We start from the raw sequence: 24,819 nt of genomic DNA on the forward strand, positions 1-24,819 counted from the left end.
AAAGCACTTTGACGCTTTTTTGAAGTTTATTTTTCAGGATGACGAATAGCACTGGCGGGCCGCCACGCACCCCGCTAAAGTCGGAAGTCCGCCTGCATCGAAATGTCGCAGCAAATCACCCCAAAAAACCCTCATCCCCAACAGGGCCGGGCTTTTGCCTTTTTCAGCGAAACGCTTCTCGACAATCCTGCCAACCCAGCCCACTTTGCGCCGTTGCCTGTAGCAACAGCGGCAATGCGACCCGCGCCTTGTCCTGGGTGTCGTGGAACACAATCACCCCTTTGCGCCACAACAACATCAGCGTCAGCACCCGCTGGGCCGACTCGTCGGCCTTGAGCAGGCCCGGTTCATCCTGGGAGTCGATATCCCACAATGCCACTTGCAGGCCCTGGGCCTGGAAAAAGCCCTGGCTGTCAGCCCGGCGCTGGCCATAGGGTGGGCGGAACAGCGGCACGTAGTTTTCCGGCAGCAGGTTCTGGGTCAGCGACGCACTGCGGGTGATCGAGCTTTGCCAGTCGACCCAATGGCTGTGGGAACGGTATTGCCAGCCCTGGATACCCACGCACTGACCCTGGTACAAACCCTGCACATCGACGGCCGAGGTTTTCTCCAGGCGGGTTTGCAGGCTGTTGCCCAGGACAAAGAAGGTGGCTGTCATTTTCTGCTTGCGCAGGTAGTCGGCCAGCCAGTCGGTCTGACCGCCGGGCGGTGACGGGCCGCCATCGAAGGTCAGTAAAAACAGGCGGTCGTTGAGTTCATCGCCATTGCGCTCGAAATCCCCAAAACGCGCCACTTCGCTGCCGATCTGCGGGAACAGCGCGGCCTTGCGCAGCAGCTCATCCAGGTAGCGCTGGTGAAACGCGCGACTGGGACCGGCCCAGCCTATATAGAAAGATTGCTCGCTCACCTCGAACTTGCCGGCTTGATCGCGCAGGTCGTCGAGGTTGTCCACCAGATAGCAGAATGAGGCGTCCTGTTCGCAGCTTTGCTGGGCGAACATGTAGTTCTCCAGCAACCGCTGCCAGAGGTGGCGGCGCAGGTCGTCGATAGCGCCCTGGTTGACGATCTTCAGCCCCAGGCGCTGCTTGAGGGCCGGTTCATCCAGGGCCTCGCTGGCCAGCAGCGCGTTGGCGAACATGAGGATTTCGGCGCGTGATGCCACATCAAACAGCGCCGGGCTGCTGAGTTTTTCCGGCCAGGTGCCACGGTCCAGGGTCGCGACATCCACACTGGCCGCCTGGGCGCCCAGGCACGTCAGCCAGGCGCACACTAAAAGCGCAATTCGCACAACAGGTCTCCCCCTCCTGATTCGTCGGCCACTATAGCCGATCACTATCCTCCCACAGGGATAACCGTATGGCAGCTATTGGCGTGATAGGTGGAGTCCAACGCCCCAACCCCCTAGAATCCCCCGACGATTACAGGAGACGACTTCATGCTGACGGTGATTTCCCCCGCCAAAACCCTCGATTTCGAGACCCCGCCGGTAACCCAGCGCTTTACCCAGCCGCAATACCTCGACCACTCCCAGGAGTTGATCGAGCAGTTGCGCGAGCTGAGCCCGGCGCAGATCAGCGAACTGATGCATGTTTCCGACAAGATCGGCGGCCTCAACGCCGCACGTTTCGGCAGCTGGACCCCGGCCTTCACCCCGGCCAATGCCAAGCAGGCGCTGCTGGCCTTCAAGGGCGACGTCTACACCGGCCTCAATGCCCAGACCTTCAACGACGCCGACTTCGCTTACGCCCAGGACCACCTGCGCATGCTCTCGGGCCTGTACGGCCTGCTGCGCCCCCTGGACCTGATGATGCCGTACCGCCTGGAGATGGGCACCAAGCTGGGCAACGCCCGTGGCAAGGACCTGTACGCCTTCTGGGGCACGCGGATCAGCGAATGGCTCAACGAGGCCCTGGCTGAGCAGGGCGATGATGTGCTGCTGAACCTGGCCTCCAACGAATACTTCTCGGCGGTCAAGCGCCCGGCCTTGAACGCGCGGATCATCAATACCGAGTTCAAGGACCTGAAGAACGGCCAATACAAGATCATCAGCTTCTACGCCAAGAAGGCCCGGGGCATGATGAGCCGCTTTGTCATCGAAGAGCGCATCAACGACCCGGCGCAGCTCAAGCAGTTTGATGTCCAGGGTTATCGCTTCAGTGCCGAGCAGTCGAAGCCGGATAACCTGGTATTTTTGCGCGATCACGCACCGGAGTAGGTCGCCAGTACAGCGCAAAGCCGATGTGGGAGCTGGCAAGCCTGCTCCCACATTTTTTCCGTATTTCAAACGCGGAATCGTCATTACTTTGACGTCAAAAACATTTCTTCAGATTTCCTAACGTTTCTTTCACTCGACATTCGTCAGAATTTTTCGTAGTGGCACCACTTTTTTCAAACAGTAGTGGCACAAAACTATATCCCCGCGCCAACTCCCTATAACCACTAGCCCAATCCGCAAGTGCTATCAATATAGTACTAGTGCCATCTTTCCTAATATTTCAAGAAATTTCCAGAAACAGGATGAGCGGCCAGGAACTATGTCCTTCAGTGCCGCTCATACCACCGGTAACGATTATCTCTGTTCTTGTGCGATATGACTTACACAGCGACCAACGGAAGTAGCAAAGTTGTCATATTCAACTTTGACCCTTCGGTCTAATTAACAACTGTTTAGTTGAGGGCGGGCGATAAGGTTGCATGACCATCCCCTACAAGGCCAAGGCTGAGCCTACCCAAATGGGTCAGTGAGACAACCCAATGCGTTGATAGATAGGGGCTTTATGTCCATATCAAGGCGTTGCGGCACTGACGCCAGACCCTTCTCACCGAAGGCTGGCTGCATTTCAGGGCAAGCCCCAACAATAAGGCCAAGTTGCGCACAACTTGAGTGCATTAGTTAGTCACTCGACTTTTAACATGCCTGTACATGGCAATGCTGTGTCTATTCACCGCATTACCTAGTGCATGAGTGACGCTTGAAAACATGAACTCCGGCCATCTAATGGCGTGATAAAGATAGAGGTAAATGCGATGCGCATCAGCATATTTGGTTTGGGTTACGTGGGCGCAGTATGTGCCGGTTGCCTGTCTGCACGGGGCCACGAAGTGGTCGGCGTAGACATTTCCAAGGATAAGATCGACCTGATCAACGCGGGCAAATCCCCCATCGTTGAACCCGGCCTGGGCGAACTGTTGAGCCAGGGCATTGCCACCGGCCGCTTGCGCGGTACCACCAACTTCGCCGACGCCATCCGCGATACCGACCTGTCGATGATCTGTGTCGGCACGCCGAGCAAGAAAAACGGCGACCTGGAACTCAACTACATCGAGGCGGTATGCCGCGAGATCGGTTTTGTCCTGCGTGACAAGACCACCCGCCACACCATCGTGGTGCGCAGCACCGTGTTGCCCGGCACCGTGGCCAACGTGGTGATCCCGATCCTCGAAGACTGCTCCGGCAAAAAAGCCGGCGTCGACTTCGGTGTCGCGGTCAACCCGGAGTTCCTGCGCGAATCCACGGCCATCGCCGACTACGACCTGCCACCGATGACCGTGATCGGTGAACTGGACAAAGCCTCCGGTGATGTCCTGCAATCGCTGTACGAAGAACTCGATGCGCCGATCATCCGCAAGGACATCGCCGTTGCCGAGATGATCAAGTACACCTGCAACGTGTGGCACGCCACCAAAGTCACCTTCGCCAACGAAATCGGCAACATCGCCAAGGCCGTAGGCGTCGATGGTCGCGAAGTGATGGAAGTGGTCTGCCAGGACAAGACCCTCAACCTGTCCCAGTACTACATGCGCCCCGGCTTTGCCTTCGGCGGCTCGTGCCTGCCAAAAGATGTGCGCGCCCTGACCTACCGCGCCAGCACCCTGGACGTGGAGGCGCCGCTGCTCAACTCGCTGATGCGCAGCAACGAATCCCAGGTGCAGAACGCTTTCGACATCGTCTCCAGCCACGACAAGCGCAAGGTCGCCCTGCTGGGCCTGAGCTTCAAGGCCGGCACCGATGACCTGCGTGAAAGCCCACTGGTGGAACTGGCGGAAATGCTTATCGGCAAGGGCTTCGACCTGAGCATCTACGACAGCAACGTCGAATACGCCCGTGTGCATGGGGCCAACAAGGACTACATCGAAGGCAAGATTCCCCACGTGTCGTCCCTGCTCAACTCGGACTTCGACGATGTGATCAACAACAGCGACGTGATCATCCTCGGCAACCGCGACGAGAAATTCCGCGCCCTGGCCCAGCAAGCCCCGCACGGCAAGCAAGTGGTCGACCTGGTGGGCTTTATGTCCCAGGCCACCAGCGTCAGTGGCCGTACCGAAGGCATTTGCTGGTAACAGCAACGGCAAGTTTCAAGCTGCAAGTGTCCTGATCCCCAGCGCTTGCAGCTTGAAGCCTTCTTCACCTTCGGATGACGCTTATGTCCAAGTTAAAACACGTACTGCTCCAATCCGCCGGCTGGCTGGTCTTTCTGAGCCTGCTGATGGGACTCGCCCTGCTGCTGCCGGCGAGTACGTTCGACTCCGAGTCGAAGAATTTTATTTTCCTGATTGGCGCCGTGGGTATCTGGCGCTACTCGATGGGTGCTACGCATTTCTTTCGCGGCATGCTGTTCCTGTACGTGGTCTACCCGCACCTGCGGCGCAAAGTGCGCAAGCTGGGCAAGGCGGCGGACCCGTCCCATGTGTTCCTGATGGTTACCAGCTTTCGTATCGACGCATTGACCACGGCCCAGGTCTACAGCTCGGTGATCCGCGAGGCCATCGAGTGCGGTTTCCCCACCACCGTGGTCTGCTCCCTGGTGGAAATGTCCGATGAGCTGCTGGTCAAGAGCCTCTGGGAAAAGATGAACCCACCGGCTCACGTCAAGCTCGACTTCGTGCGTATCGCCGGCACCGGCAAGCGCGACGGCCTGGCCTTCGGTTTTCGGGCGATCTCCCGCCACCTGCCGGACGACCGCGCCGTGGTGGCGGTGATCGACGGCGACACCGTGCTCGCCGAAGGCGTAGTGCGCAAGACCGTGCCGTGGTTCCAGCTGTTCGGCAATGTCGGCGGCCTGACCACCAACGAGTTCTGCGAAGTGCGCGGCGGCTACATCATGAGCGAGTGGCACAAACTGCGCTTCGCCCAACGCCACATCAACATGTGCTCCATGGCCCTGTCCAAGCGCGTGCTGACCATGACCGGACGCATGTCGGTGTTCCGTGCCAGCGTCGTCACCGACCCCGGTTTTATCGCCGACGTGGAAAGCGACTCGCTGCAACACTGGCGCCTGGGCCGCTTCAAATTCCTGACCGGCGATGACAAGTCCAGCTGGTTCAGCCTGATGCGCCTGGGTTACGACACCTTCTACGTGCCCGATGCGGCGATCAACACCGTGGAACACCCGCCGGAAAAGAGCTTTATCAAGGCCAGCCGCAAGCTGATGTTCCGCTGGTACGGCAACAACCTGCGCCAGAACTCCCGGGCCCTGGGCCTGGGCATGGGCCGCCTGGGTCTGTTCACCAGCGTGGTGCTGTTCGACCAGCGCGTGTCGATGTGGACCTCCCTGCTCGGCCTGACCGTGGCGATCATCGCCACCTTCAAGTACGGCGGTGCGTTCATCCTCGCTTACCTTTTGTGGATCGGCATCACCCGCCTGATTCTGACCCTGTTGCTGTCGTGCTCGGGGCACAAGATCGGCCCCGCCTACCCGGTGATTCTCTATTACAACCAGATCATGGGCGCGCTGGTGAAGATCTACGTGTTCTTCCGCCTCGATCAACAGTCCTGGACCCGCCAGGACACCAAACTGACCCGCGATTTGGCCAGCTTTCAACGTTGGTTCAACACCTGGTCGTCTCGGACCATGACCTTCTCCGCCGGCAGCATTTTCGTCGCCGTGTTGCTGATGATGGTCTGACCCTGCCAAGCCTGAATTAACTTAAGGAAATGCCCTGATGAACAGTCAAGTAAACGCCAACGTTGTCCACGAATCCGAAGCCCAGCGCCAACACGCCCGGGTGAAAATCCCCGCCAAGCTGCGCTTCTTCGGTGCCGACCGCACGCCCATGGAAGTACGGGTCATCGACCTGTCCGCCGGCGGCCTGGCCTTCAATGCCGCCCAGCAACCGCTGAAGGTCGGCGATGTGCACAAAGCGCGCCTGCAGTTTGTCATCGACAACCTCGGCCTGGCGATGGACGTGGAGCTGTTGATCCGCTCCCACGACCGCCAGACCGGCCGCACCGGCTGCCAGTTCCAGAACCTGGATGCCCAGGATATTTCCACCCTGCGGCACCTGATCACTTCGCACCTGTCCGGCGATATCGTGACCATGGGCGATGTACTGGCGACCCTGCAGCGCGACAACTTCACCAAGGCACGCAAGGTCAAGGACAGCGGCAGCGGCATGAGCGCCTTTGGTCGCCTGCGCGCCGTGACGTTCAGCCTGGCGATCTTCCTGGTGGGCCTGGCGGCATTCGGGTTTGTGTTCAAGTCGGTGTATGGCATGTACTTCGTCAGTCATGCCCAGGCCGGCCTGGTCAGCGTGCCAGGGATGAACGTCACGATGCCCCGCGACGGCACCGTGCAAAGCCTGATCAAAGACAACGGCGTTGCCGCCAAAGGCGCGCCACTGGCGACCTTCAGCACCAGCATGCTGGATGTGCTCAAGGGCCACCTGGACGAAGACCAGCTGCAACCGGCCAAGGTCGAAGAGCTGTTCGGCAAGCAAATGACCGGCACCCTGACCTCCCCTTGCGACTGCATCGTCGCCCAGCAACTGGTGGCTGATGGTCAATACGCGAGCAAGGGTGATGTGATCTTCCAACTGGTGCCGCGCGGCAGTCAGGCGAATGTCGAGGCGCGCTTCTCCTATCGCCAGTTCGGCGACGTGCGCCCAGGCACCCCGGTGAGCTTCCAGGTCGCCGATGAAGAACAGACCCGCACCGGCACCATCGTCAGCAGCACCAGCCTCAACAGCGCCGACCTGTCCTCGGATATCCGCGTGCAGATCAAGCCCGATGCCCCGCTGGACAGCGCCTATGCCGGCCGCCCCGTGGAAGTGACCAGCGACCGTGGTCCGTCCCTGAACTGGCTGATTGATAAAGCCATGGCTGCTGGTTTGTAAGCGAGGATTTGCCTGTGAACCCTATTTCAAGAACAACACAATCCTTGTGGGAGCCCACTTCTGTGGGAGCCGGGCTTGCCCGCGATAGCATCGACTCGGTGCAGCAGATGCACCGCGGCGATGCCATCGCAGGCAAGCCAGCTCCCACAAAAGCTCGCTCCCCCTTGCGACCTGTGGCGCTGCTGGCATTGGCCGTCACACTGGCCGGTTGCGCCGGCCTGCCCGACCAGCGCCTGGCCAATGAAGCCCTCAAGCGTGGCGACACCGCCACCGCCGCGCAGAACTACCAGCAACTGGCAGAGCTGGGCTACAGCGAAGCCCAGGTCGGCCTGGCCGATATCCAGGTCGGCAGCCGTGACCCGGCGCAGATCAAGCAAGCCGAAGCCACCTACCGCGCGGCGGCCGATATCTCGCCCCGCGCCCAGGCCCGTCTCGGTCGCCTGCTGGTGGCCAAGCCCGGCGCCACCGAAGCCGAGCACCGCGAAGCCGAAGGCCTGCTGAAAAAAGCCTTTGCCAATGGCGAAGGCAACACCCTGATCCCGCTGGCCATGCTGTACCTGCAATACCCCCACGATTTCCCCAGCGTCAACGCGCAGCAGCAGATTGATAGCTGGCGCACCGCCGGCTACCCGGAAGCCGGCCTGGCGCAGGTGCTGCTGTACCGTACCCAGGGCACCTACGATCAGCACCTGGATGACATCGAAAAAATCTGCAAGGCCGCGCTGAACAGCACCGATATCTGCTACGTCGAACTGACCACTGTCTACCAGAAGCGCGAGCAACCGGAGCAACAGGCCGAACTGCTCAAGCAGATGGAAGCCGGCTACAGCCGTGGCACCGTCAGCGCCCAGCGGGTCGACAGTGTGGCCCGTGTGCTGGGCGATGCCTCATTGGGCAAGACCGATGAAAAAAGCGCCCAGGCCCTGCTGGAAAAAATCGCCCCTGGCTACCCGGCGTCCTGGGTCAGCCTCGCGCAACTGCTTTACGACTTCCCGGAACTGGGCGACGTCGAGCAGATGATGAAGTACCTCGACAACGGCCGCGCTGCCGACCAGCCCCGCGCCGAGTTGCTGCTGGGCAAGCTCTACTACGAAGGCAAGTGGGTGCCGGCCGATGCCAAGGCCGCCGAAGCCCACTTCCAGAATGCCCAGGGCCGGGAAGTGGCCGCCGATTACTACCTCGGCCAGATCTATCGCCGTGGCTACCTGGGCCAGGTCTACCCGCAAAAAGCCCTGAATCACTTGCTGACGGCCGCGCGCAACGGCCAGAACAGCGCCGACTTCGCTATCGCCCAGCTGTTTTCCCAAGGCAAGGGCACCCAGCCCGACCCGCTCAACGCCTATGTGTTCAGCCAACTGGCGAAGCTCCAGGACACGCCGCAGGCCAATGAACTGGCCGCGCAACTCGAACAACAACTGCCGCCCGCCCAGCGCGCCGAGGGCCAGCGCCTGCTGCAACAAGAGCTGGCCGCCCGTGGTGCCTTGAGCCAAAGCACGCTGCAACTGCACGCCCTGCAAGAAGAAGACGGCGAGGAATCCCTATGAAACTCAATCCATTCGTCAAGGCCGGCATTGGCCTGACCTTCGCCCTGCTGTGGTCGTGCCCGACCCTGGCCGCGCTGACCGAAGACAAGAACTTCGGCCTGGACGTGAAAGTCACCGGCCAGTCCGAAGACGACCGCGACCTGGGCACGCAAAAAGGCGGCGACGTCAACGGCATCGGCCTGGATGTGCGCCCGTGGATCTACGGTGAAAGCGGCGCCTGGAGCGCCTACGCCATGGGCCAGGCGGTGGCGTCCAGCGACATCATCGAGACCGACACCCTGCAACAGTCCGATGGCGACACCACCGATCAATCGAGCAACAACGACCGCAAGACCAAGAAAAACTACCTGGCCCTGCGTGAGTTCTGGGTCGGCTACAGCGGCTTCACCCCCTACCCCGGCGAGATCCTCAAGCTGGGCCGCCAGCGCCTGCGCAATGATGACGGGCAATGGCGCGACACCAACATCGAAGCGCTGAACTGGACCTTCGACACCACCCTGCTCAAGGCCAATGTCGGCGCCGCCGAACGCTTCAGCGAGTACCGCACCGACCTCAAGGAACTGTCCCCCGAAGACAAGGACCGCCAGCACTTCTACGCCGACGCGGCCTACCAGTGGACCCCGGGCCATTGGGTTGGCGTACGCGGTCATCACAGCCATGACGACGGCAAGCTCGACTACCCGCAACCGGGCGTGGCCGCCGATTCGCTGGACAAGCGCCAGAACGGCGACCTGACCTGGCTCGGCATTGAGGCCAACAGCGACGCTTATAACTGGCGCAACACCAACACCGTCAACTACTGGGCCAGCGTCACCGGCATGCAGGGCGACCGTAGCAACGTCAACGCGCTGAACGCCGACGGTAGCCGCCCGGCCAACGCCAAGCGCAATACCGATGTGGATGGCTGGGCCACCGACCTGGGGGTGCGCCTGCGCCTCGACCCGCAGTGGCAAGTGGGTGCAGCCTATGCCCGCGCCAGTGCCGACTACGAGCAGAACGGCCTGCAAAGCAACCGCTCGAACTTCACCGGCACCCAATCGCGGATGCATCGTTTTGGCGAGGCGTTTCGCGGCGAGATGAACAATATGCAGTCCATGAGCCTGTTCGGCTCCTGGCAGTTGCGCGATGACTACGACGCCAGCCTGGTCTACCACAAGTTCTGGCGTGTGGACGGCAACAAGCCAGTGGGCAGCAATGGTATCGACGCGGTGCAGAACAACTACGACGACGTCACCGGCGCCGTGCTGTCCAGCGCCTCCCTGCCCCTGGAAGACGGTAAGAAAGACCTTGGCCAGGAGATGGACCTGGTGGTCACCAAGTACTTCAAGAAGGGCCTGCTGCCCGCCGCCCTCAGCCAGTCGATCGACGAACCGTCGGCCCTGGTGCGCTTTCGTGGCGGTGTGTTCAAACCGGGCGACGCCTATGGCAAGCAAGTCGACTCGTACATGCACCGCGCCTTTGTCGATGTGATCTGGCGTTTCTGATGGGAGCCTGCGCAATGAATCCTCACGCCCTCAAAGGCTCGGCCCTGCTCGCTGCGGCAATGCTGCTGGCGTGCGCCCCGGCCTTTGCCAATGTCGAGCCGCAGGTCAAGGCGCCCACCCTCGCCAAGGAACTGCAACAGGCCAAGACCTACACCATCACCAGCCCGCCTACGGCGCCGCTGGAGATGGCCAAGCCGCCGCTGCCGGACCTCTCGGGCTACACCGCCGAAGCCGTGGCGAAAAAAATCGTGCGCAGCAAGGCCGGCAAGGTCAGCGTGCGCCGGATGATGCAGGAAAACGCCCTCAAGGACTTTATCGGCGGCGACAACAAGATGGCCGAATGGGTGGTGCGCCAGCACGGCATTCCCCAGGCGATCTTTATCGACGACGGCTACATGAACCTCAAGGACCTGCTCAAGAAGGTGCCCAAGCAATACCTGAGCGAAACCTCGCCCGGCGTGTTCCTGGCCAGGCTGCCGATTGTGGTCGGCGAAAAAGGCATCCTCGAAATCGACGGGCAGACCCAGGAATTGCGCCTGTCCCAGGAAGCCGGCTCGTTTCTGGTCAACGACGGCCAGCTGTTTGTGCGCGACACCAGGATCACCGGCTGGCGCGAGAAAACCAACGGCCCGGCGACCTTCCGCTCGCCCACGGAATTCCGCCCGTTCCTGCTGGCCTGGGGCGGTACCCAGACCTATATCGTCAACAGCAAGATGGCCAGCTTCGGCTATGCCAACAGTAAGTCCTACGGCGTGAGTATTTCCCAGTACACGCCGAACATGGCCAAGGTCCTCAAGCGCCCGGAGCCGACCGGCTGGATTGTCGATTCCGAATTCTCGGACATGTGGTACGGCTTCTACTGCTACGAAACCACCGGTTTTGTGATCAAGGGCAGCACCTACAAAGACAACATCGTCTACGGCATCGACCCCCACGACCGCTCCCACGGCCTGATCATTGCCGACAACACCGTGTACGGCACCAAGAAGAAGCACGGCATCATTATTTCCCGTGAGGTCAACGACAGCTTCATCTTCAACAACCGCAGCTACGACAACAAGCTGTCGGGCCTGGTGATCGACCGTAACAGCGTGAACAACCTGATCGCCGACAACGAGATCTACCGCAACCACACCGACGGCATCACCCTCTATGAGAGCGGCGATAACCTGTTGTGGGGCAACAAGGTGATCAGCAACCGTCGCCACGGCATCCGTATCCGTAACAGCGTGAACATCCGCCTGTACGAGAACCTCGCCATGGCCAACGGCCTGACCGGGGTCTACGGCCATATCAAGGACCTGACCGACACCGACCGCGACATCGCGCTCGACCCGTTCGACACCAAGGTCTCGCTGATCGTGGTTGGCGGCGAGCTGGCGGCCAATGGCAGCGGGCCGCTGTCCATCGACTCGCCGTTGAGCATCGAGCTGTACCGCGTGTCGATGCTCGCGCCGACCAAATCCAGTGGCATCAGCTTCTCCGGCGTTCTAGGTGAGCGCCAGGAAGAGATTCTCGACTTGCTGGTACGCCAGAAAAAAGCCGTGCTGATCGACCCTGTCGAACGCCAGACCCCATTGCAGGACTGAGGATGACCTTTATGCACCCACACATGATCAAGCTACTCAGCCTCTCGGGTTTGACCCTCGGCATCCTGGCCGCCAGCAGCGGCGTGCGCGCCGATGAAGCCCAGGCGCCGAGCTTTACCGCCGAGCCGTGCTGCAACCTGTGCCCCGAGGCACACGATGCAAAGAACTACACCACCCGCTACCAGCAGAACTTCACCACCCTGGTACAGGCCCAGGGCGACTGGCTGTTCCGTACCCAGGAAGACCTGCGCACCGAATTCGACACCACCCCGGCCGGCTACAAGCGCATGCAGCAACTGCGCGATGCGTTCAAGAGCAAGGGCGTGGAACTGGTGGTGGTCTACCAGCCGACCCGTGGCCTGGTGAACCGCAACAAGCTCAACCCGCAGGAGAAAGCCAGCTTCGATTTCGACAAGGCCCTGGGCAACTACAAGAGCATGCTCGGGCGTTTTGCCAAGATGGGCTATGTGGTGCCGGACCTGTCGCCGCTGACCAACGAGCAATTGCCGGACGAACAGCCGGCCCACGACTTCTACTTCCGTGGCGACCAGCACTGGACCCCGTATGGCGCCCAGCGCACCGCAAAGATCGTCGGGGCCAAGGTGCGCGCCATGCCCGAGTTCGCCGGGATCCCCCAGCGTGAATTCGAGACCAAGAAGTCCGGGCGCATGGGCAAGACCGGCACCCTGCACAACATGGCCGGACAGCTGTGCGGCACCAGCTACGCGATCCAGTACATGGACCAGTTCAGCACCGAGCCCAAGGGCGAAGCGGCGGACGGCGACCTGTTCGGCGACTCCGGCAACCCGCAGATCACCCTGGTGGGCACCAGCCACAGTGGCAAGAACTACAACTTCGCCGGCTTCCTGGAACAGGAAATCGGCGCCGACATCCTTAACGTCGCCTTCCCCGGCGGTGGCCTGGAAGGCTCGATGATCCAGTACCTGGGCAGCGAAGAATTCCAGAAGACCCCACCGAAGATTCTGATCTGGGAATTCTCACCGCTGTATCGCCTCGACCAGGAAACCACCTACCGCCAGATGATGGCCCTGCTCGACAACGGCTGTGAGGGCAAGCCGGCGCAGATGAGCGCCAGCGCCACCCTCAAGCCGGGCAAGAACGAGTTGATGGTTAACAGCAAGAACATGGACCTGCGCAACAGCCGTCATCAGGTCGACATTCGCTTCGCCGATCCCTCGGTGAAAACCCTGCAAGCCACCCTCTGGTACATGAACGGGCGCCACGAGGACATCAAGATCGACAAACCCGAAACATCCGAGACAGACGGGCGTTTCGCCTTTGAACTGCGCACCGATGAAGACTGGGCCTCGCAGAACCTGCTGGCCGTGGAAGTGCAGGGCCCCGAAGCGGGCGCTGCGGCGCAGAAAGTCGAAGCGAAAATTTGCACACGCAACGTATTCCCGGCGAGTGGTCAGCAGACTGCTTCCGCCGGGCAATGAGGTTACCTATGCAGAAGTTATTGATTCCAACGTTGCTCGGCCTGGCGATGTTTGCCGGCCACGCCAACGCCGCCGCGCCGCTGCGTCCGCCCCAGGGCTACTTCGCGCCGATTGAAGCGTTCAAGACCGGCGACTTCAAGAATGACTGCGACGCCATGCCGACGCCCTACACCGGCTCGCTGCAGTTTCGCAGCAAATACGAAGGCTCCGACAAAGCCCGCTCGACCCTGAATGTGCAGTCGGAAAAAGCCTTTCGCGACAGCACCGCCGACATCACCAAACTGGAAAAAGACACCAGCAAGCGAGTGATGCAGTTCATGCGCGACGGTCGCCCGGAGCAATTGCAGTGCACGCTGAACTGGCTGGTGAGCTGGGCCAAGGCCGATGCGTTGATGTCCAAGGACTTCAACCACACCGGCAAGTCGATGCGCAAATGGGCGTTGGGCAGCATGGCGTCGGCCTATGTGCGCCTGAAGTTCTCCGAGTCGCAACCGCTGGCCAGACACCCACAGGAATCGCAGTTGATCGAAGCCTGGTTCAACAAACTGGCCGAGCAAGTGGTCAGCGACTGGGACAACCTGCCCCTGGAAAAAACCAACAACCATTCGTACTGGGCCGCCTGGTCGGTGATGGCCACATCCGTCGCCACCAACCGTCGCGACCTGTTCGATTGGGCGGTGAAGGAATACAAGGTCGGCGCCAATCAGGTCGACGCCCAGGGCTACCTGCCCAACGAACTCAAGCGCCAGCAACGGGCCTTGGCCTACCACAACTATGCGCTGCCACCGCTGGCGATGATCGCCAGTTTCGCCCTGGTCAATGGCGTGGATGTACGCCCGGAAAACAACGGCGCACTCAAGCGCCTGGGCGACAAGGTGCTGGCCGGGGTCAAGGATCCGGAACTCTTCGAGCAGAAGAACGGCAAAGAGCAGGACATGCAGGATCTGGAGCAGGACTCGAAATTCGCCTGGCTGGAGCCCTTCTGCACCCTCTACACCTGCGCCCCGGAGGTACTGGAGCGCAAGCACGAGATGCAGCCATTCAAGACCTTCCGCCTGGGTGGCGACCTGACCAAGGTCTACGACCCGGCGCATGAAAAAGGCAGTTAGCCGCTGATCGTTCCCACGCTCCGCGTGGGAATGCAGCACGGGACGCTCTGCGTCCCACAGCGTGACGCAGAGCGTCACAAGAGGCATTCCCACGCAGAGCGTGGGAACGATCGCCCTCCCCGGTTTTCGTGGGGGGTTTGGGGGGGCCGTTGGCCCTTGACTGTTGGTTAAACATGGAGAGATCGGGATGGTTTTCTCGTCCAATGTGTTCCTGTTTCTGTTCTTGCCGATCTTTCTCGGCTTGTACTATTTGAGCGGGCAACGCTATCGCAATCTGCTGCTGCTGATTGCCAGTTATGTGTTCTACGCCTGGTGGCGAGTAGACTTCCTGGCGCTGTTCGCCGCCGTGACCCTGTGGAACTACTGGATCGGCCTCAAGGTCGGTGCCGCAGGCGTGCGCACCAAGCCGGCCCAGCGCTGGCTGCTGCTCGGCGTGGCGGTCGACCTGTGCATCCTCGGCTACTTCAAGTACGCCAACTTCGGCGTCGACAGCATCAATCTGATGATGAAATCGGCGGGCCTGGAGCCGTTTATCCTGACCCACGTGCTGCTGCCGATCGGGATCTCGTTCTACATCTTCGAGTCCATCAGCTACATCATCGACGTGTACCGCGGCGACACCCCGGCCACCCGTAACCTCATCGACTTTGCGGCGTTCGTGGCGATCTTCCCGCACTTGATTGCCGGCCCGGTGCTGCGCTTTCGCGACCTGGCCGACCAGTTCAACAACCGCACCCACACCCTGGATAAATTCTCCGAGGGCTGCACGCGGTTCATGCAGGGCTTTATCAAGAAGGTGTTTATCGCCGACACCCTGGCGGTGGTGGCCGACCATTGCTTTGCCCTGCAAAACCCCACCACCGGCGACGCCTGGCTCGGCGCGCTGGCGTATACCGCGCAGCTGTATTTCGACTTCTCCGGCTACAGCGACATGGCGATCGGTCTGGGCTTGATGATGGGCTTCCGCTTTATGGAAAACTTCAAGCAGCCGTATATCAGCCAGTCGATCACCGAGTTCTGGCGGCGCTGGCATATCAGCCTGTCCACCTGGCTGCGTGACTACCTGTACATCACCCTGGGCGGCAACCGCAAAGGCACGCTGACCACTTATCGCAACCTGTTCCTGACCATGCTGCTCGGTGGCCTGTGGCACGGCGCGAACATCACCTACATCGTCTGGGGCGCCTGGCACGGCATGTGGCTGGCGATTGAAAAAGCCATCGGCCTCAACACCTCGCCACGCAGCTTCAACCCGGTGCGCTGGGCCTTCACCTTCCTGCTGGTGGTGATGGGCTGGGTGATCTTCCGTGCCGAAAACCTGCACGTCGCCGGGCGCATGTACGGCGCGATGTTCAGCTTTGGCGAGTGGTCGCTGTCGGAACTCAACCGCGCCAACCTGACGGGCCTGCAAGTGGCAACCATGGTGGTGGCCTACACCACGCTGGCGTTCTTCGGCCTGCGCGACTTCTACAACAATCGCCCGGCCGACAAGGCCAAGCCGGCCGATCCGAGCCTGATCAAGGCAGTGCCTGGCGACACCCCCGGCAGCATCCAGGAGCCCGGTTTCAGCGTCGGCAGCAACGCCGCCGTGCAACCGGCCTACTGGACCGCTGACTGGCCCCGCTATGCCATGCGCGCGGTGATCCTGCTGCTGTTTGTGGCTTCGATTCTGAAACTCTCGGCGCAAAGCTTCTCGCCGTTCCTTTACTTCCAGTTCTGAGGGAGCCGACCATGACCCGTTCATTCCGCATCCTCTACGCCGCGCTGTTCATGGCCCTGCTTATGGCCCTGGGCGCGTGGTCGGTGCGCAGTTTCTTCGGTTTCAATACCAACGCCGAAGCCACCGTGCTCAACGGGCGCTGGGCCAAGGCCGTCGAGACCCATTACGACGACGAGTTCCCGATCAAGCGCCTGGGTACCAACCTCTGGGCCGCCCTGGACTACAAGCTGTTCAACGAAGGCCGTCCCGGCGTGGTGCTGGGTCGCGATCACTGGTTGTACAGCGACGAGGAGTTCAACCCCGCCGTCAACGAAGAGCAGAACCTGCAAGACAACTACGCCCTGGTCGAAGGCGTGCGCCAGACCCTCAAGGCCAAGGGCGTGCAATTGGTGATGGCGATTGTCCCGGCCAAGGTGCGCCTGTACCCGGAGCATCTGGGTGAAGTGCAACCGGCGAGCATTCATGCCGGGCTTTATCAGGACTTCCATGCGCGGGTTGCCGCCGACAAGATCCTCGCCCCCGACCTGCTGGGCCCGCTGCAACAGGCCAAGCTCCACGGCCAGCAGGTGTTCCTGCGCACCGACACCCACTGGACCCCGGATGGCGCCGAAGTCGCCGCCAAGCAGCTGGCCAGGACCATCAACGCCAAGACCCTGCTCAGCGGCGAGCCCCAGCGCTTTGTCACCGACGCCGAGGGCATCGCCCCCCACAGCGGTGACTTGCGCCTGTTCCTGCCCCTGGACCCATTGTTCGAAAACCTGATGCCGCCCAAGGAGCCCCTGCAAAAACGCGTGACCCACGCGGTGCAGGCCCAGGCCGCAGGCGACGACGCGCTGTTTGCCGACAGCGAGATGCCGGTGGCCCTGGTGGGCACCAGCTACAGCGCCAACCCCAACTGGAACTTCGTCGGCGCCCTGAAGCAAGCCCTGGGCAGCGAAGTGGTGAACTACTCCGAAGACGGCCACGGCCCGATCCTGCCGATGCTCAGCTACCTGAAAAGCGATGACTTCAAGAACAGCCCGCCGCAAGTGCTGATCTGGGAGTTTCCGGAACGCTATCTGCCGGTGAACAACGAAATCGGCGAAGCCGACCCCGAGTGGGTCGCGCAGCTCAAACAAGCCGGTACGCGCCAACAGAACATGGCAAGCAACACCCCAGTTAAAACCGAAAAATCCGAGACGCCCGACCGGGCGCAAAACTGAAAGAGAGGTAACTCACATGACTTTCACTACTACTCCGCGTCGTCTCGCCAAGACTCTGGCCCTCGCCGCCGGCATGAGCTTCGTATCCATGTCCGCGTTCGCAGGCGACGCCGCCCTCTATGGCCCCGTCGCACCGAAAGGCTCGAGCTTCGTGCGCCTGTTCAACGCCAGCAACCAGGAAGTCAGCGCCAGCGTCGGCAACACGGCGTTGAGCGATGTGGCACCGCTGGCCAGCAGTGACTTCAGCTTCCTGCCGGGCGGCGACTACAGCGCCAAGGTCGGTAGCCAGAACGTCACGGTCAAACTGGCCGCCGATCACTATTACACCCTGGTCAACAGCGCCAGCGGCCAGCCGCAACTGATCGAAGAACCGCCGTTCAAGAACAAGCAGAAATCCCTGGTGCGCGTGCAGAACCTCAGCGACAAGGCCCTGACCCTGAAAACCGCCGACGGCAAGACCGATGTGGTCAAGGCCGTGGCCGCCAAGGGCCGTGGCGAGCGCGAGATCAACCCGGTGAAGGTCAGCCTGGCGCTGTACGACGGCGACAAGAAGGTTGGCGATGTGAAGCCGGTGGCCCTGGAACGTGGTGAGGCGGCGGTGCTGTATGTCACCGGCTCCGGCAGCAACCTGTCGCCAGTGTGGGTCAAGCGCCCCGTGTCGACCCGTTGATGATTTCCCTGAGTTGAGACGCCCCCTTGTGGGAGCTGGTTTGCCTGCTCCCACACTGTCCGCGTGTCGACTCAGGACCGAGACAAAAACAAGAGTGAAACGACAAACCTTCGTAGCTCTGACCCAAATCGATTCAAGGAGAAACACATGATCCCAGTAATCCTTTCCGGTGGTAGCGGCTCACGTCTTTGGCCGCTTTCCCGTAAACAGTTTCCTAAACAGTTCCTGGCCCTGACCGGGGAGCACACGCTGTTCCAGCAAACTCTGGAGCGCCTGGTGTTCGAAGGCATGGACGCACCGATCATCGTCTGCAACAAAGACCACCGTTTTATCGTCAATGAGCAACTGAGCACTCGCAAGCTCGACAGCCAGCGCATCCTGATGGAACCGTTTGGCCGCAACACCGCGCCGGCCGTGGCCTTGACCGCGATGATGCTGGTCAATGAAGGACGCGATGAACTGATGCTGGTCTTGCCGGCCGACCATGTGCTGGATGACCAGAAAGCCCTGCAACGCGCCCTGGCCCTGGCCACCGTGGCGGCCGAGCGTGGCGAGATGGTGCTGTTCGGTGTACCGGCCACCCGTCCGGAAACCGGCTACGGCTATATCAAGTCCACCAACGATTCGCTGCTGCCCGAAGGTGTCAGCCGGGTGCAGCAGTTCGTCGAGAAGCCGGATGAAAAACGCGCCGTCGAGTTCGTCAAAAGCGGCGGCTATTTCTGGAACAGTGGGATGTTCCTGTTCCGCGCCAGCCGCTTCCTTGAAGAGCTGAAAAAGCACGATCCGGACATCTACGACACCTGCGTGCTGACCCTGGAACGCAGCGAACACACCGCCGACACCGTGACCTTCGACGAAGCCACCTTCGCCTGCTGCCCGGACAATTCCATCGACTACGCGGTGATGGAAAAAACCCAGCGCGCCTGCGTGGTGCCGCTGAGTGCCGGCTGGAGCGACGTGGGTTGCTGGGCCTCGTTGTGGGCGGTCAATGACAAAGACGCCAACGGCAACGTGACCAAGGGCGACGTGGTGATCCAGGACAGCAAGAACTGCATGATCCACGGCAACGGCAAGCTAGTGTCGGTGATCGGCCTGGAAAACATCGTGGTCGTGGAAACCAAGGACGCGATGATGATTGCCCACAAGGACAAGGTCCAGGGCGTCAAGCAGATGGTCAACACCCTGAATGAACAGGGGCGCAGCGAGACCCAGAACCACTGCGAGGTCTACCGTCCGTGGGGCTCCTACGACTCGGTGGACATGGGCGGGCGTTTCCAGGTCAAGCACATCTCGGTCAAGCCGGGCGCGTGCCTGTCGCTGCAGATGCACCACCACCGCGCCGAACACTGGATCGTGGTCAGCGGCACCGCCGAAGTGACGTGCGACGAGAATGTGTTCCTGCTCTGCGAGAACCAGTCCACCTACATCCCGATTGCCTCGGTGCACCGCCTGCGCAACCCGGGCAAGATCCCGTTGGAGATCATCGAAGTACAATCGGGCAGCTACCTGGGCGAAGACGATATCGAGCGGTTTGAAGACATCTACGGGCGCTCGACTCCCGTCGAGCGTGGTGTGTCAGTGAAAACCATCGCGCAGTAACACCGCAAAACAAAAAGCCCTCGCCCAGCCCGTTGCGTCCCCTATCCGCAGTGGGCTGGGCGGGGGCTTTTTCTGATCGGGCCACTTTGCAGATTGGCAGCGATCACCCACACAGCGTTGTTCCCTTCACTCGAAATAGTCCTTGAAATTGTTCGGCCCCAAATACAGAAAGTTCGACGGCGTCAGCTTGATTTCTTTGGCCATCTTGAGCTCGACGAACTGGCTGCCGGCCGTGACCGGGCCTAAATCCGTGGGCACCTGGTCAGAGCTGAAGATCACCATATAGTCGCCACTGCCCACATAGCGTTCATTCCCCAAAAACAACAGGTTCTCAACGTTCTCGCTGTTAAATTGCTGGCCTGGGGGGTTAACGTACACACCGCCCTTTGAACCCGCACGCCTTTCACCACGCGCCAGATCATTGATGCTTCGCTCGCGAGCGATCGCTTCTGCGCCGGCCTTGCTGGTGTAGTGAATGTAAACCGGCTTGCCGTTGTAAGTGCCCGAATCCACTATCGACTGCCAATCCTGATGATTGGCCAAGGGTTGATTGGTTGCTGAGCTTGATGCCAGCGGGCCTTGCCCGGCAGGCTGCTCGCGGGCAGCGTTGACCCCCTTGCCTTTTCTATTGCCCCCGAGCATCTTGCTCGCGCGCCATTGGTTATCGGCACCTGTTTCAACGGTCAGTACGGGTTTACCGGTCTGGGGATCAATAATCTGGACATAGCCGTCACTGAGTTTGAAATCACCTTTAATCTCATACGTCTTGGCGATACCGGACTGATCGGTGTAACGGATAAACCAACGATCTAGCCCCGCCTCGTTCTTGTACTGATAAATCCCTCTAGCATTGACTGTGCTCTTGGCCAGTAACGATTCGCCATCGGCAATGGCGTAGGCGCTGATGTTGTCCGTTTGTGACGGTTGCAGGCGATTGGGCACATCGGCTTCAACGCCTGGAGAGTCAGGCGCCGGTTCGGACGCGGACTCCACGGAGGGTTCAGGGGCTAGCGGTTCTTCTTTGGGCAGCGCAAAGGGGTCCGCGGCATTTGAGCTGAGACCGGCAGAGGAGAACAAGGTGTTGATCATGCCATCGAATGACTTCGACGCCCCGTCATGACGTTCAGCCTGGGTGTCGCCCGAAATCTCTTTTTCGGTGCCCAATACCACTTCCGTGAGACTTGTGATGACGGCAGCGGCGGCGACCGGAGCCGCCAGCGGGGCCAGTTTGACCAGCAGTTCTGCGCCGACCGAAATGTCGTTGAGCCAGGTGTCACGGGTGACCTCGCTGTTGGATTTGATCGCGGTGTCTGCGTCGTTCCTCATACGCTGCTGGCCACTGTCCGCCATGTGACTGAACACATCGCCCTTGATCGCGATATTGCTGCGGTCAATGACGTTGCCCTCCTGGTTGCTGACGCTATCCGTACTGAGGTATTCCAAGGATGAATCGACGCCGTTTTTTGGCCGTATCTCAGAGATCAGGGAACCCAGCGGCACGATTGCATTAAAGAATGCGGTCCCAAAACCACCGGACTCACTGTTCTGCCGATCCGCCAACGAGAAGTGCGACTCCAGGGCTTGGCGCGTCTGGGGCGTCTTGCCTTGATCGCTGACCCATTGATCCATTTTTTCCAGTGAGGCGAATTTCAGAAAGGCTGGCTTGGCGTCAGGAATATAGAGAATTTGCACGCCGTCCAGGCGCCCGCTGGCATCCTTCTGGAGCCCCTCTGCGGGCAGGGTAAAACGCAAAATATCACTGGACTGAAAGCCATTGATATCAAATGCATGAACCTGGACATCGCCGGTTACCGGGGAAGTTGCCTGCAGTTTCTCCACGGTCATGGGCTGGTCTTCGGCTATTTCTGCACCGGTAACCGCCTTCATCAGCCGTTTATAGTCACTCCTGGTGAGCTGATGCTCGGGCGGCTGCAGCGCTCGTTCGGCCGGTAACTTCGCCTCCTGGGCCTTGAGTTGCTCGCCTGCCCTATAGATGAATATGCCTTTCTGGACTGTGCGGTAGCCATCGGCGTGGTCTTTCCAGAAGCTGTCGATTTTTGCCGACATGGTCGTCTGGAAATCGGATTTCCAAAGGGCCTTCATAAAGGCCGAAGGCGCCAGGGGGATTTCGTTGTGGGCGCCATAGCCTGCTTTGGCGCTTTGTCCGGGGCCGTCTTTATACAAGCCCGCTTCCGAGTCCAGAGTGCCGGGAATCCCGTCGTACTCGGAAAAGTTCTTCAACACGGCGTCAGTCAAACTGATGGATGACGTGGGTTCTTCCTTCATGTGTTCCCAACCGGTAGCGGTTTGCCCTGATTGCGAACTGTTAAACCGATTCAAATAAGTCTTGTCGGCGTCTACATGGATTCCGGTCAACCCGAACACAATTTCTTCTGCACGCTTTTTGGCTTCTTTGCGCACATCTGGAAACGCCACGGCCGTGTCCAACACAATCTTTTTGAATTTGGTTTTTTCGACATTGGCCTTGGCGGCTCGCTCGGTAATGACTGCGTAGGCATTCGAGGGACTTGTCGGTGCCAGGGCAGACACGGTCTGCCTGAGTTGGATGAGCCCCTCTCGGTTTTGCGGAATGCTCCAGCCATTGGCGGTGATGTATTGCGCAAGGCTGACTTCCATGGTCGGGCCTGGGTGTTGCGCATCGGGAGCCAATTGTATTTTGGCGGTTTGCAAGGCCGGGAGAATATGCTCATTGGATATACGGCCCGTTGCAAGGCCTTGCTCCAGGCCTGCCAGGGTCAGTATCAGCGCGTTACGGTTGTCCAGGGCACTGTTGCCGGCAACGGTGGTGGCTTGGGGATTGGAGGCCGACTTCATTGGGCTGCTCTCATCGTCAGAAGCGAAGGAGCGGTAGGCTGGAACAGCAAAATTTTGTACGGATAAGGTCATGGCGTTGTTCTCGGCACGTATAAAAAAAAGCTCACAGAACAACGACCGTCAGTCTGTGGCTGTATATAGGTGTGTGAAGCGAACAACCCCCTTGATTCCAGCGCGAAGGTTACGTGGAGTGTCCGTTTGGGGGTGACCGCAACCCGATAGGCAACCGCATGCTGTCAACGGTACGATGGTTCATCTACCCACGAGGCTGCCCCCATGTTCTTCGGCGTTCTGCTCATCATCACCTGGCTGGTCCTACTCCTGCGCTACCCGGCCAAGGCATTGCCGGTTTCCCTCGCCGCAGCAGTGGGTTTGGGCTTCGTGGCAATATGGGTGGTCTGGCTGGACAACCGCGAGGCCTCGCAACTGGCGCGCCTGGAGCTGCGCATCCACTATGCCCCCGATCAGTGCCCCGCCGACCGCCCCTTGCAGCTCAAGCTCAACAACGGCAACGACGTCCCCCTGACCGAACTGCGCTGGCGCGTCGCCGCCTACGCACCAGGCGATACGGTGAACCTGGCGGACAACGTCTATGCTGCCCCGCGTTATCGCGGCCCCGGCGAACTGCAGGCCGGCGCCACCTGGGAAGACTGTCTGCCGGTGCCGCCCCTACGCCCCGGCTACCGCCCGCAAACCCTGGAGTTTCGCGCCGAACACCTGCAAGGCAGCTTCTCCGACTAACCACTACCAAGGATTGCCCCATGCCTAACGTGCTTATCACCGGTTGCTCCAGCGGCATCGGCCGTGCCCTGGCCGATGCCTTCAAAGTCGCCGGCTATGACGTATGGGCCAGCGCCCGCCGTCCCGAAGACGTCGCGGCCCTCGCATCTGCCGGTTTCAAGGCCGTGCAACTGGACGTCAACGATGGCGCGGCCCTGGCGCAATTGGCCGGACAGGTGGGCGAGCTGGATGTGTTGATCAACAACGCCGGCTACGGCGCCATGGGCCCGCTGCTCGATGGTGGCACCGAGGCCCTGCAGCGCCAGTTCGAGACCAACGTGTTCGCCATCGTCGGCGTGACCCAGGCGCTGTTCCCCGCCCTGCGCGCGCGCAAGGGGCTGGTGGTGAATATCGGCAGCGTTTCCGGAGTGCTGGTCACGCCGTTTGCCGGCGCCTACTGCGCCTCCAAGGCCGCCGTGCATGCCTTGAGCGACGCCTTGCGCATGGAACTCGCACCGTTTGGCGTGCGAGTCATGGAAGTGCAGCCGGGGGCGATCAACACCCACTTTGCCAAGAACGCCGGCACCCAGGCCGAATTGCTGATCAATGAACAATCGCCGTGGTGGCCACTGCGCGAAAGCATCCGTGCCCGCTCCCAGGCCTCCCAGGACAAACCGACCCCGGCCAGCACCTTTGCGGCGGATGTGCTCAAGGCCGTGCAACAGAGTGAACCACCGCGCCTGCTGCGTTCGGGGAATGGCAGCCGGGCGCTGCCGTTGATGGCGGCGCTGCTGCCCAAGGGGCTGTTGGAGACGGTGTTGAAGAAGCGATTTGGGCTGGGTGGAGCACTTTGATCACCGTGGCGAGCGGACTTGCCCTCTGCACGGGGTCTTCGCTATTTCATGAAGTCAATAAACGCCCGCACCTTCAGCGGTAAATGCCGCGTGTCCGGATACAGCGCATACACCCCCTGAGGCGCGAAACGATGATCCGGCAACAGGCGTACCAGCCGCCCCGCGTCCAGGTCCTCCTGCACCAGCCACTGTGGTAGGACCGCCACGCCATGCCCGCGCACGGCAAATGCTTGCAGCACGGCGGCACTGTCGACCACCAGTGCACTGGGGCCAGAGCGATACTGATGCTCGCCACCTGCCGGGTCGATCACACTCAACTCAGGCAGGCGGCCATGCCCCAGCTTGGGCAGTCGTTCTAGTTCATCCAACGTATGGGCACTACCCAAACCAGGCGCCGCAACGGCAAATACCTGATAGGTGGATAACTGCACCGCACGATGATTGGAGTCCACCAGGCGCCCCAGCCGGATCGCCACGTCAAACCGCTCGGAGATCAGGTCGGCATGGGTCGAGGATGTGGATAAGTGGATGTTGAGGTCCGGGTGCAGGCGGCGAAAACCCTCCACGGCCGGCGCGACCACTGCCAACGCATATTCAACAGTCGTGGTGATGCGCAGGGTGCCCTTGAGCTGGGCGTGCTCAGAACGGGCCTCTTCCACTGCCAGCCGTGCTTCTTCGAGCATGCGTGTACAGCGCAGGTAGAAACGTTCGCCGGCATCGGTGAGCGCCAGTTGGCGGGTACTGCGGGTGAGCAGGGTGACGCCCAGTTCGGCTTCCAGACGTTTTAGATTGAAGCTGACCACCGCGCGGGTCTGGCCCAGCAGATCGGCGGCGGCCGTCAGCGAGCCGGCCTCGACCACGGCTTTGAAAGTGTCGAATCGGTCCAGACTGACCATGGCCACAGCCCCCCTTTGTCA

18 protein-coding genes are annotated in these 24,819 nt (G+C 60.8%); 15 read left to right on the forward strand and 3 right to left on the reverse strand.

Features of this window, described 5'->3' with window-relative positions:
• Nucleotides 1–163: 163 nt before the first annotated feature.
• On the reverse strand, nt 164–1,288 hold the full coding sequence (locus HBR93_RS01620; protein WP_169959730.1) for a polysaccharide deacetylase family protein: 1,125 nt from the start codon (nt 1,286–1,288) through the stop codon (nt 164–166).
• A 147-nt stretch (nt 1,289–1,435) separates the two neighbouring features.
• Here HBR93_RS01620 and yaaA point away from each other — a divergent pair, with 147 nt between their 5' ends.
• The 13 genes from yaaA to HBR93_RS01685 all read left to right on the forward strand — a co-directional run bounded on the left by yaaA (nt 1,436) and on the right by HBR93_RS01685 (nt 19,493).
• Nucleotides 1,436–2,215 carry a peroxide stress protein YaaA gene (gene yaaA / locus HBR93_RS01625; protein ID WP_057438227.1) on the forward strand — a complete coding sequence of 260 codons (780 nt, stop codon included), beginning with the start codon at nt 1,436–1,438 and terminating at the stop codon, nt 2,213–2,215.
• An 812-nt stretch (nt 2,216–3,027) separates the two neighbouring features.
• Entirely contained in the window at nt 3,028–4,344 is a 1,317-nt protein-coding gene (locus HBR93_RS01630) for a nucleotide sugar dehydrogenase (RefSeq protein ID WP_057438225.1), read from the forward strand.
• An 83-nt stretch (nt 4,345–4,427) separates the two neighbouring features.
• Nucleotides 4,428–5,909 (forward strand): mannuronan synthase, encoded by a 1,482-nt coding sequence (gene alg8, locus HBR93_RS01635; protein ID WP_162947770.1) that lies wholly within the window; start codon nt 4,428–4,430, stop codon nt 5,907–5,909.
• Between the two features lie 37 nt (nt 5,910–5,946).
• Nucleotides 5,947–7,116 (forward strand): alginate biosynthesis protein Alg44, encoded by a 1,170-nt coding sequence (locus HBR93_RS01640; RefSeq protein ID WP_029297907.1) that lies wholly within the window; start codon nt 5,947–5,949, stop codon nt 7,114–7,116.
• Nucleotides 7,117–7,223: 107 nt separating this feature from the next.
• The gene (gene algK, locus HBR93_RS01645; protein WP_169959847.1) at nt 7,224–8,660 is read left to right on the forward strand and encodes an alginate biosynthesis TPR repeat lipoprotein AlgK; all 1,437 of its coding nucleotides are present in this window, start codon (nt 7,224–7,226) and stop codon (nt 8,658–8,660) included.
• Nucleotides 8,657–10,144 carry an alginate export family protein gene (locus tag HBR93_RS01650; RefSeq protein ID WP_169959731.1) on the forward strand — a complete coding sequence of 496 codons (1,488 nt, stop codon included), beginning with the start codon at nt 8,657–8,659 and terminating at the stop codon, nt 10,142–10,144. The genes algK and HBR93_RS01650 overlap by 4 nt, the downstream gene beginning before the upstream one ends.
• Nucleotides 10,144–11,733, forward strand: coding sequence for a mannuronan 5-epimerase AlgG (algG, locus tag HBR93_RS01655; RefSeq protein WP_115128949.1), 1,590 nt, complete (start codon nt 10,144–10,146; stop codon nt 11,731–11,733). Before HBR93_RS01650 ends, algG begins: the two co-directional genes overlap by 1 nt.
• A gap of 11 nt (nt 11,734–11,744) precedes the next feature.
• Entirely contained in the window at nt 11,745–13,193 is a 1,449-nt protein-coding gene (locus HBR93_RS01660; protein WP_169959732.1) for an alginate O-acetyltransferase, read from the forward strand.
• Between the two features lie 8 nt (nt 13,194–13,201).
• Nucleotides 13,202–14,302 (forward strand): mannuronate-specific alginate lyase, encoded by a 1,101-nt coding sequence (locus HBR93_RS01665; RefSeq protein WP_169959733.1) that lies wholly within the window; start codon nt 13,202–13,204, stop codon nt 14,300–14,302.
• A 187-nt stretch (nt 14,303–14,489) separates the two neighbouring features.
• Nucleotides 14,490–16,022, forward strand: coding sequence for an MBOAT family protein (locus HBR93_RS01670; RefSeq protein WP_169959734.1), 1,533 nt, complete (start codon nt 14,490–14,492; stop codon nt 16,020–16,022).
• An 11-nt stretch (nt 16,023–16,033) separates the two neighbouring features.
• A complete protein-coding gene (locus HBR93_RS01675) occupies nt 16,034–17,224 on the forward strand; it encodes an alginate O-acetyltransferase (RefSeq protein WP_057958524.1) in 1,191 nt (396 codons plus the stop codon).
• Between the two features lie 16 nt (nt 17,225–17,240).
• The gene (locus HBR93_RS01680; protein ID WP_057438217.1) at nt 17,241–17,894 is read left to right on the forward strand and encodes an alginate O-acetyltransferase AlgF; all 654 of its coding nucleotides are present in this window, start codon (nt 17,241–17,243) and stop codon (nt 17,892–17,894) included.
• Nucleotides 17,895–18,041: 147 nt separating this feature from the next.
• Nucleotides 18,042–19,493, forward strand: a complete 1,452-nt coding sequence (locus HBR93_RS01685) for a mannose-1-phosphate guanylyltransferase/mannose-6-phosphate isomerase (protein WP_057438216.1) — start codon at nt 18,042–18,044, stop codon at nt 19,491–19,493.
• A gap of 126 nt (nt 19,494–19,619) precedes the next feature.
• Here HBR93_RS01685 and HBR93_RS01690 read toward each other — a convergent pair whose 3' ends face one another.
• A complete protein-coding gene (locus HBR93_RS01690; RefSeq protein WP_169959735.1) occupies nt 19,620–22,400 on the reverse strand; it encodes a DUF6543 domain-containing protein in 2,781 nt (926 codons plus the stop codon).
• Between the two features lie 204 nt (nt 22,401–22,604).
• On the opposite strand from HBR93_RS01690, the gene HBR93_RS01695 reads away from it, so the two are divergent.
• A complete protein-coding gene (locus HBR93_RS01695; protein ID WP_057438212.1) occupies nt 22,605–23,069 on the forward strand; it encodes a hypothetical protein in 465 nt (154 codons plus the stop codon).
• A gap of 20 nt (nt 23,070–23,089) precedes the next feature.
• The gene (locus HBR93_RS01700; RefSeq protein ID WP_057438210.1) at nt 23,090–23,902 is read left to right on the forward strand and encodes an SDR family oxidoreductase; all 813 of its coding nucleotides are present in this window, start codon (nt 23,090–23,092) and stop codon (nt 23,900–23,902) included.
• A 41-nt stretch (nt 23,903–23,943) separates the two neighbouring features.
• On the opposite strand, the gene HBR93_RS01705 is transcribed toward HBR93_RS01700, so the two are convergent.
• Entirely contained in the window at nt 23,944–24,798 is an 855-nt protein-coding gene (locus HBR93_RS01705; RefSeq protein ID WP_115128954.1) for a LysR family transcriptional regulator, read from the reverse strand.
• Nucleotides 24,799–24,819 lie beyond the last annotated feature (21 nt).

This window comes from Pseudomonas sp. WS 5411, from assembly GCF_012985595.1.
GTDB lineage: Bacteria > Pseudomonadota > Gammaproteobacteria > Pseudomonadales > Pseudomonadaceae > Aquipseudomonas > Aquipseudomonas shahriarae.

Excerpts from the sequence above, each read along its gene's own strand:
- yaaA (WP_057438227.1), top strand. The coding sequence starts at position 1,436 with ATGCTGACGGTGATTTCCCCCGCCAAAACCCTCGATTTCGAGACCCCG.
- HBR93_RS01630 (WP_057438225.1), top strand. The coding sequence starts at position 3,028 with ATGCGCATCAGCATATTTGGTTTGGGTTACGTGGGCGCAGTATGTGCC.
- alg8 (WP_162947770.1), top strand. The coding sequence starts at position 4,428 with ATGTCCAAGTTAAAACACGTACTGCTCCAATCCGCCGGCTGGCTGGTC.
- HBR93_RS01640 (WP_029297907.1), top strand. The coding sequence starts at position 5,947 with ATGAACAGTCAAGTAAACGCCAACGTTGTCCACGAATCCGAAGCCCAG.
- algK (WP_169959847.1), top strand. The coding sequence starts at position 7,224 with ATGCACCGCGGCGATGCCATCGCAGGCAAGCCAGCTCCCACAAAAGCT.
- HBR93_RS01650 (WP_169959731.1), top strand. The coding sequence starts at position 8,657 with ATGAAACTCAATCCATTCGTCAAGGCCGGCATTGGCCTGACCTTCGCC.
- algG (WP_115128949.1), top strand. The coding sequence starts at position 10,144 with ATGGGAGCCTGCGCAATGAATCCTCACGCCCTCAAAGGCTCGGCCCTG.
- HBR93_RS01660 (WP_169959732.1), top strand. The coding sequence starts at position 11,745 with ATGCACCCACACATGATCAAGCTACTCAGCCTCTCGGGTTTGACCCTC.
- HBR93_RS01665 (WP_169959733.1), top strand. The coding sequence starts at position 13,202 with ATGCAGAAGTTATTGATTCCAACGTTGCTCGGCCTGGCGATGTTTGCC.
- HBR93_RS01670 (WP_169959734.1), top strand. The coding sequence starts at position 14,490 with ATGGTTTTCTCGTCCAATGTGTTCCTGTTTCTGTTCTTGCCGATCTTT.
- HBR93_RS01675 (WP_057958524.1), top strand. The coding sequence starts at position 16,034 with ATGACCCGTTCATTCCGCATCCTCTACGCCGCGCTGTTCATGGCCCTG.
- HBR93_RS01680 (WP_057438217.1), top strand. The coding sequence starts at position 17,241 with ATGACTTTCACTACTACTCCGCGTCGTCTCGCCAAGACTCTGGCCCTC.
- HBR93_RS01685 (WP_057438216.1), top strand. The coding sequence starts at position 18,042 with ATGATCCCAGTAATCCTTTCCGGTGGTAGCGGCTCACGTCTTTGGCCG.
- HBR93_RS01690 (WP_169959735.1), bottom strand. The coding sequence starts at position 22,400 with ATGACCTTATCCGTACAAAATTTTGCTGTTCCAGCCTACCGCTCCTTC.
- HBR93_RS01695 (WP_057438212.1), top strand. The coding sequence starts at position 22,605 with ATGTTCTTCGGCGTTCTGCTCATCATCACCTGGCTGGTCCTACTCCTG.
- HBR93_RS01700 (WP_057438210.1), top strand. The coding sequence starts at position 23,090 with ATGCCTAACGTGCTTATCACCGGTTGCTCCAGCGGCATCGGCCGTGCC.
- HBR93_RS01705 (WP_115128954.1), bottom strand. The coding sequence starts at position 24,798 with ATGGTCAGTCTGGACCGATTCGACACTTTCAAAGCCGTGGTCGAGGCC.